Consider the following 8,672-nt stretch of genomic DNA (forward strand, 5'->3'; position numbering starts at 1 on the left):
TTTTAGATTATAAGAGTAAAGAAGTAGGAAAGAAATTAGTAAAAGTAGGGAAATATTTTGCAAGTTCGCAAATTTGTAGTAATTGTGGATATAAAAATAAAGAAGTAAAAGATTTGTCTATAAGACAATGGAAATGCCCAAATTGTAAAGTAGTGCATGATAGAGACATAAATGCAGCGATAAATATAAGAAATGAAGGCATGAGAATAGTCTTAGGATAAAATAAAAAATAAAGAACCGTGGGATGCACGGGGATAGCTTGCTTATGCTTACAACAAAAGTTGTATCGAACAAGAAGCCCCCACTTCTAAGCGATAGCGAAAGTGGTGGGAGTACATCACTAGAGCAGTAAAAGATTTCTATAAAGATGTCAATTCTTTAAAATAAAATGTAAATTTGTATACAAAACACTTGCAAAAAATTATGCTATATGATAAGGTATTAAACAGCAATATTAAACAATTATAAATATAAAAATATGAAGAAAAGGAATAGTAAAATTATTTTCTTTTACAGAGAGCTGTTGATTGGTGCAAAACAGTAAGGAAGATTTTTTGAACTCGCCTTGGAATAGCTAGCTGAACATCTTAGATTATAGATAATTAGGTTAAGTCGGTACTCGACCGTTATATTGAGTTTAAAAATGAGTGCATGTAGATATTTTTACATGAATAAGAGTGGTAACGCGTAAGTACAGCTTTCGTCTCTAGTTTTAGAGATGAAAGCTTTTTTTATAAATTGTTATTGGAGGAATACATAATGATGAATGTTAATAAATATACTAAAGGTTATTTTATGCCACCAACAGTAGACATGAGTTGGACTCAAAAAGAATATGTGGACAAAGCTCCTACATGGTGTAGCGTAGACCTTCGTGATGGTAATCAATCTTTGATTATTCCTATGAGCTTAGAGGAAAAAATCGAATTTTATAAACGCCTTGTAGAAATCGGATTTAAAGAAATTGAAGTAGGTTTTCCAGCAGCTTCCGAAACTGAATTTGAATTTTTGCGTACATTGGTAGAACAAGATTTAATTCCTGATGATGTAACGGTACAGGTATTGACTCAAGCTCGTGAACATATTATCAAAAGAACTTTTGAAGCATTAAAAGGTGTAAAAAATGCTATAGTTCATGTGTATAATTCCACTTCTGTAGCACAGCGCCAACAAGTATTTAGAAAATCAAAAGAAGAAATCAAACAAATCGCTATTGATGGTGCAAAATTACTTAAAGATTTAACTGAACAAGCAGGAGCAAATTATCGTTTTGAATATTCTCCAGAAAGTTTCACAGGAACAGAACCAGAATTTGCTTTAGAAGTATGTAATGCTGTTTTAGATGTATGGCAACCAACAAGCGATCGAAAAGCTATCATTAATTTACCTGCAACAGTGCAGATGTCCATGCCTCATGTATATGCAAGTCAGATAGCATATATTTCTCAAAATCTCAAATATCGTGAAAATGTAGTATTATCACTTCACCCACATAATGACCGTGGCACAGGCGTTGCAGATTCTGAAATGGGCTTACTCGCTGGTGCTGACCGTATTGAAGGTACTCTCTTTGGTAATGGTGAACGTACAGGTAATGCCGATATTATCACTATCGCTATGAATATGTTTGCCTTAGGCGTTGACCCTAAACTTGATTTTTCCAATATGCCAGAAATCATTGAAATGTATGAACGCGTAACTCGTATGCATGTATATGAACGTCAACCATATGCTGGTAAACTCGTATTTGCAGCATTCTCTGGTTCTCACCAAGATGCTATCGCTAAAGGTATGAAATGGCGTGAAGAAAATGATGAACCACATTGGACTGTTCCATATCTTTTAATTGACCCACAAGATGTTGGTCGTCAATATGATGCAGATGTTATTCGCATCAATAGCCAATCTGGTAAGGGTGGCGTAGCTTATGTTATGGAACAAAAATATGGTCTTAACATGCCTAAGAAAATGCGTGAAGACTTCGGTTATTGCGTAAAAGGTGTATCTGACCATAAACATAAAGAACTTATGCCAGAAGAAATTTATCAGATTTTCCAAGACAATTATGTAAATGTTGAAGAACCATATAAATTGATTGATTTTGTCTTGAATAAACAAGCAGATGGCACATTTAAAGGTAATGTACATTTGATGAAACATGGTCATGAAGTTGTAGTAGAAACACAGGGTAATGGTCGCTTTGATGCTGCAAGTAATGCTATACAAAAAGAATTTGGCATCAAATATGATAATTTGATTTATAGTGAACATGCTATGGAAATCGGTGCTACTTCAAGAGCTATGGCATACGTAGGTATTACAGCAGAAAATGGTAAAACATACTGGGGTGCTGGTATGGATACAGATATCATCACTGCTTCCATAAAAGCTTTAATCAGTGCAGTTAATCGCATGGATTAAAAGAAATTTATTTGTATATATGATTAATATGTTAGTATAATAAATTTATTGTTTATATATTATATGTAGATAGAAAAGGTGGTTTGTTCATGAGAAGTGATTTAGTAAAAAAGGTGCAACTAAAGAAATTTATTTGTATATATGATTAATATGTTAGTATAATAAATTTATTGTTTATACATTATATGTAGATAGAAAAGGTGGTTTGTTCATGAGAAGTGATTTAGTAAAAAAAGGTGCAACTCGTTCAGCACATCGTGCTTTATTTAATGCTATGGGATATGGCCCAGAAGATTTGAAAAAACCATTAGTTGGTATTGTAAATGCTTTTAATGAAATAATTCCAGGTCATATTCATTTACGTACAATTGCTGATGCAGCAAAACTCGGCGTAGCTGCTGCTGGCGGTACACCTATTGAATTCCCAGCTATTGGTGTTTGCGATGGTATTGCTATGGGACACCCTGGTATGAAATTCTCCTTGGCTAGCCGTGAATTAATTGCTGATTCTATCGAAGCTGTAGCAACAGCTCATGCTTTTGATGGTTTGGTACTTATTCCAAACTGCGATAAAATCGTTCCTGGTATGCTCATGGCTGCTGCTCGTTTGAATATCCCTTGCGTAGTAGTAAGTGGTGGTCCTATGCTTGCTGGTCGCTATCAAGGTAAAGATGTCAGCGTAAGTACAACTTTTGAAGCTGCTGGTAAATTTACAGCTGGCAAAATCACAGAAGATGAAATGTATGATTTAGAAGCAAAAGCTTGCCCAGGTTGCGGTTCTTGTTCTGGATTATTTACAGCTAATACAATGAATACTTTAACAGAAGTATTAGGTATGGGTCTTCCTGGCAATGGTACAATTCCAGCTGCTTATACTGGTGCTAGAATTTCACTTGCCAAACAAGCTGGTCATGTAATCATGGATTTAATTGCAAAAGATATTAAACCTCGTGATATTTTAACTCAAAAAGCATTTGAAAATGCAATCACTGTAGATATGGGTATTGGTGGTTCTTCTAATACTGTACTTCATCTTACAGCAATTGCACATGAAGCAGGTATTAAACTTCCAGCTCCATTATTTGATGAAATCAGTGCTAAAACACCTTATATCACAAAATTAAGTCCAGCTGGTACTCATCATATGCAAGATTTAAATGAAGCTGGCGGTGTTTGTGCAGTAATGCATGAACTCAGCAAAAAAGGTCTTATTCATTTAGATGCACTCACAGTAACAGGAACTGTTGAAGATAGAATAAAAAATAGCGAAATTCAGCGTGCTGATGTAATCAAAACAGTAGAAGCACCATACCGTCCAACAGGTGGTATCGCTATATTACAAGGTAATTTAGCTCCAGATTATGCAGTAGTAAAAGCTAGTGCAGTAACAGAAGATATGCTTTGCTATAAAGGTACAGCAAAATGCTTTAATTCTGAAGAAGAAGCTATCGAAGCCATTACTGGTGGCAAAATCAAAGATGGCGATGTAGTAGTAATCCGCTATGAAGGTCCAAAAGGTGGCCCTGGTATGCGTGAAATGCTCAATCCAACTGCTGTTATCGCAGGTATGGGCTTAAAAGTAGCTCTTATCACAGATGGTCGTTTCTCTGGTGCTACTCGTGGTGCTTGTATCGGTCACGTATCTCCAGAAGCTATGGCTGGCGGTCCAATCGCATATCTTGAAGATGGCGATATCATTGATATCGATATTCCAAATCGTAAATTAAATGTATTAATCAGTGATGAAGAAATGGATAAACGTAAAGCTAATTGGGTAAAACCTGAACCAAAAGTAAAAACAGGATATCTTTCCCGTTATGCAAAACTTACAACATCTGCTAGCACAGGAGCTGTTTTAGAGTAAGTGAATAAACAAAAAAGAATTGCTTTAATAAATGATATAACAGGTTTTGGTCGCTGTTCTGTAACAGTACAATTGCCGTTGATTTCAGCTTTAAAGATACAAGCTTGTCCGCTTCCTACTGCAATTTTAGCAGCGCATACTGGTTTTCCTGTACATTATATGGACGATTATACTCGTCATATGAAAGCTCATATGGATAATTGGCAAGCTTTGAATTTAGAATTTGATGGTATTTTGACAGGTTTTTTAGGTTCTAAAGACCAGATTGAACTTGTATTAGAATTTGCAAGACGCTTTAAAAAAGAAAATACTTTGTTTGTCGTTGACCCAGTGATGGGCGATGGCGGAAAATTGTATTCTTCTTATAATGAAGAACTTTGTTTAAAGATGCGACAATTATTGAATGTGGCTGATGTTTTAACGCCGAATTTAACGGAGGTTTGTCAATTATTGGATATAGAATATCCAGATAAAATGCCAACTGAAGCTGAGTTATTAAAAATGGCACAAGCTATAGCTACTAAAGGCGTAAAGCAAATTGTAATCACAGGTCTTGTCAATGAAACAGCTGACAAAGTTTATAATTATATTTATGAGCAAGGTAAAAATCCATGTATGCAAGAGAATAATCGCATACCAGAAGAACATTCAGGTACAGGAGATGCTTTTGTGGCTATCTTGACAGCTTGTTTAGTTCGTGAAGAAGCTTTACCGAAAGCAGTGCAAAAAGCAGCTGATTTTGTAGGAAAAGCAATGGCATATACTAATTCTTTAAATGTGCCATGGAATTATGGCCTATGTTTTGAAGAATATTTAACTGATTTAAAATAATAGCGTACAAAAATAAGCTTTAATTTTACTAAACAATGTAGTTGGTAGAATTAAAGCTTATTTATTACTTATAAATATGATTTTATATTGAAGTTTAGAAGCTAAAAGGCTATAATTTTTATGTTATATTGTAACAAGGAAAAGGTGATTAAATGATATTATATACATTACATAATAATGGATATATTGATTTTAGTGAAAAAGTTAAATTATTTCCTAAAGAAAAATTCAATATGTATGTAAATTTTACCAATAGATGTAATTGTAATTGCACATTTTGTTTGCGTCATCTAAAAGATGACCATAAATTATGGTTAAAAGATGGCGAACCTTCATTAGAAGAGATAAAACAAGCATTTTTAAATGCACCTATGGAAAATGTAGCAGATATCGTCATCTGTGGCTTTGGTGAACCAACTATGCGTTTAGATGACTTGGTAAAATTATTGACTTTTCTACAGCAAACATATCCAAGTATTAAAGTTAGAATGAATACAAATGGTTTAAGCGATTTAGAATATGGTAAAAAAACAGCTATGTTATTTAAAGGCTTATTAAATACCATTTCTATTAGTTTGAATGAATCTACGTCAGAAAAATATTTAGAAGTTACACGCAGTCGTTTTGGTATAAAATCTTATAAAGCTATGCTTGATTTTGCAGTGGATTGCAAAAATTACATTCCAAATGTAGTAGTAACTATAGTGGATATTATCGGCGAAGATGAAATCAATGCTTGTAAAAAGGTTTGTGAAGAATATAGCTTGAATTTGCGTATTCGTCGTTATGAAGCAAATTAAAAAATAGTATTTGTAAATTGAAATGTACTAGAATGATTAAGAATGGAAGCGAATAGATTGTGGAGTCCGAAATGATAAGATTATTGTGGACAGAAATTGATTTAGATGTAATTGCACAGAATATGCAAATTATACGAAAGATGGCAAAATCAAAAGAAGTGGCAGCTGTAATCAAAGCAGATGCTTATGGTCATGGTTCTGTAACTTTAGCTAAAACTTTATTGGAAAATGGTGCTGATAGATTGGCTGTAGCACGTTTAGATGAAGGGCTAGAACTTCGTCATCAAGGTATTATAGCTCCTATTTTTATCTTGGGTTATACAAATCCAGTGAGAGCTAGTGAAGCTATTGCTTATGGAATTGATGTATGTATCTTTGATTATGAACAGGCAAGACTTTTTTCTGAGGAAGCTGTAAAACAACAAAGTGAAGTGGTATTTCATATAGCTATAGATAGCGGTATGCAACGCATTGGCTATCAACCAACAAAAGAAGCTGTAGAAGAAATTGTAAAAATAAGCAAATTACCTAATGTAAAAATAGAAGGTATGTTCACTCATTTTTGTTTAGCCGATTGTGCAGATAAAACTTTTACACATACTCAATATAAACGTTTTAAATGGGTTTGTGATGAAGTGGCCAAAGCTGGAGTGAAGGCCAATGTACATCATTGTGCTAATAGTGCTACTATTATTGATTTACCAGAATATCATTATGATATGGTACGTGCTGGAGTGATATTATATGGCATGGCACCATCAGATGAAGTTGATATCAGCAATACTGGTTTAAAACCAGCTATGAGTTTTAAATGTGAAGTAACACATGTAAAAACTATACATGCTGGCGAAGGTGTAAGTTATGGTCATAAATTTATAGCTAAAGATACTCGCGTGATTGCCACTATACCTGTAGGTTATGCTGATGGCTATACTAGATTATTATCTGGAAAAGCAGAAGTATTGATACATGGTAAGCGTGCAAAAGTAGTAGGTAATATCTGCATGGACCAGTGCATGGTTGATGTTACAGATATCGAAAATGTACAAGTAGGCGATGAAGTAGTTCTCTTTGGTAAACAAGGTGATGAATGTATTTTAGCTGATGAATTGGCTGAAAAATTGGGAACTATAAATTATGAAATAACTTGCATGATTTCTCGTCGTGTACCTAGATTTTATATACAAAATAATAAGATGAAATTTTATAAATCATATTTAAGTGATTTAGCTATTAGTATGTATAATATTTAAAATTTATTTAAATAGATTTTAAATGATTATAAATATCTTTTAGGAAAGAAAGTGATTATTGATGGATAGTAGTGCTTATATAGCTATAGCTGTATTTGTCATTGCCTATATGTTGATTATTTCAGAGAAAATACATCGTACTATAGTGGCTTTGACAGGTGCTATGGTTATGATTATTATGGGCATATTATCACAAGACCAAGCAATCCATCACATTGATTTTAATACGATTGGTTTGCTTACTGGTATGATGATTATGGTTAATATTACCAGTGAAACAGGATTGTTTAATTATTTGGCTATTTGGGCAGCAAAAAAAGTAAAAGCCAACCCAGTGAAATTATTAGTAGCATTATCTGCACTTACAGCTGTTTGTTCTGCTTTTTTAGACAATGTAACTACTGTTTTATTGACAGTACCTGTAACTTTTAGTATTACAGCACAGCTAAAAATACCAGTACAGCCATTTTTGATTGCACAGATTATGTCTTCTAATATCGGTGGTACAGCAACACTTATCGGTGACCCACCAAATATTATGATCGGTAGTGCTGTTCCTGAAATGGATTTTATGGCATTTTTGACTAATTTAGGTGATATTTGTATAGTTATTTTTGCTATCACTATAGCCATAATAATTGCTATATATCATAAAAAATTGCATACTACAACTGCATTACAAGAACAAGTAATGGGAATGAATGAAAAAGAAGAATTAAAAGATACATTGTTATTGAAAAAATGTTTAACAGTGTTATTCTTGACTATCATTACTTTTATGTTCCATGCTCAACTTGGTTTAGAATCAGCAACAGTAGCTCTGGCAGGTGCATCTTTATTGATGTTAATCACTGTAAGTAGACGTGAAAAAAGAATTGCCAATATCTTAAGTCGTTTGGAATGGCTTGCTATTTTCTTCTTTGTTGGTTTGTTTATTTTAGTTGGCGGTTTAGTAGAAACTGGCGTTATCAAGGCTATGGCAGCAGAAGCTATAAAAATAACATCTGGAAATGTTACAGCTTCCACAATGCTTATCTTATGGCTCAGTGCTATTGCTTCAGCATTTATTGATAACATTCCTTTTGTAGCTACGCTTATTCCTATGATTAAGGAAATGGGCGCTATGGGTATGACTAATCTTGAACCACTTTGGTGGGCATTGTCTTTAGGTGCTTGTCTTGGTGGTAATGGTACACTTATTGGTGCAAGTGCCAATGTAGTAGTAGCAGGTATGGCAAGTGCTCATGGTGAAAAATTATCCTTTATCAGCTATTTGAAAATAGCTTTTCCACTCATGATTTTATCTATTATTGTAGCAAGTATATATGTATATATTAGATATCTATAATAGTTATATAATTTTAATGAAAAAGCCTAGAGATTAGAATGAACTGCACCCCAAAAGTTGGACACAAAACAACTTTTGGAGGTGCAGTTTTTTTATGACTAAATACTCAAATGAATTTAAAGTTAAAGCAATTAAAATGGTTTTAAAAGGAAATT

At 33.6% G+C, this 8,672-nt stretch carries 7 protein-coding genes and 1 other annotated feature; all 7 genes read left to right on the top strand.

The genetic code is table 11. The features are described 5' to 3' along the window. Window positions 1-221 (top strand): zinc ribbon domain-containing protein (locus BMX03_RS06675; RefSeq protein WP_143052072.1); only part of this gene is annotated, 221 nt, incomplete at its 5' end. Between the two features lie 251 nt (window positions 222-472). Beyond that, window positions 473-711 (top strand) — a binding site (T-box leader). A gap of 48 nt (window positions 712-759) precedes the next feature. Then, on the top strand, window positions 760-2,421 hold the full coding sequence (locus BMX03_RS06680; protein ID WP_015561781.1) for a 2-isopropylmalate synthase: 1,662 nt from the start codon (window positions 760-762) through the stop codon (window positions 2,419-2,421). 211 nt (window positions 2,422-2,632) lie between these two features. Next, complete coding sequence (gene ilvD, locus BMX03_RS06685; RefSeq protein WP_022227752.1) at window positions 2,633-4,285, top strand: dihydroxy-acid dehydratase; 1,653 nt, start codon at window positions 2,633-2,635, stop codon at window positions 4,283-4,285. Next, the gene (locus BMX03_RS06690; RefSeq protein ID WP_008539521.1) at window positions 4,286-5,116 is read left to right on the top strand and encodes a pyridoxamine kinase; all 831 of its coding nucleotides are present in this window, start codon (window positions 4,286-4,288) and stop codon (window positions 5,114-5,116) included. It abuts the gene before it with no gap. Window positions 5,117-5,268: 152 nt separating this feature from the next. Beyond that, window positions 5,269-5,916 carry a TatD family nuclease-associated radical SAM protein gene (locus BMX03_RS06695; protein WP_091694510.1) on the top strand — a complete coding sequence of 216 codons (648 nt, stop codon included), beginning with the start codon at window positions 5,269-5,271 and terminating at the stop codon, window positions 5,914-5,916. A 71-nt stretch (window positions 5,917-5,987) separates the two neighbouring features. After that, a complete protein-coding gene (alr, locus tag BMX03_RS06700; RefSeq protein WP_022227754.1) occupies window positions 5,988-7,169 on the top strand; it encodes an alanine racemase in 1,182 nt (393 codons plus the stop codon). A 61-nt stretch (window positions 7,170-7,230) separates the two neighbouring features. Beyond that, entirely contained in the window at window positions 7,231-8,517 is a 1,287-nt protein-coding gene (locus BMX03_RS06705) for an ArsB/NhaD family transporter (protein ID WP_015561778.1), read from the top strand. Window positions 8,518-8,672 lie beyond the last annotated feature (155 nt).

Origin of the sequence: Megamonas sp. Calf98-2 (assembly GCF_900110235.1) — a bacterium.
Lineage (GTDB): Bacteria > Bacillota > Negativicutes > Selenomonadales > Selenomonadaceae > Megamonas > Megamonas funiformis.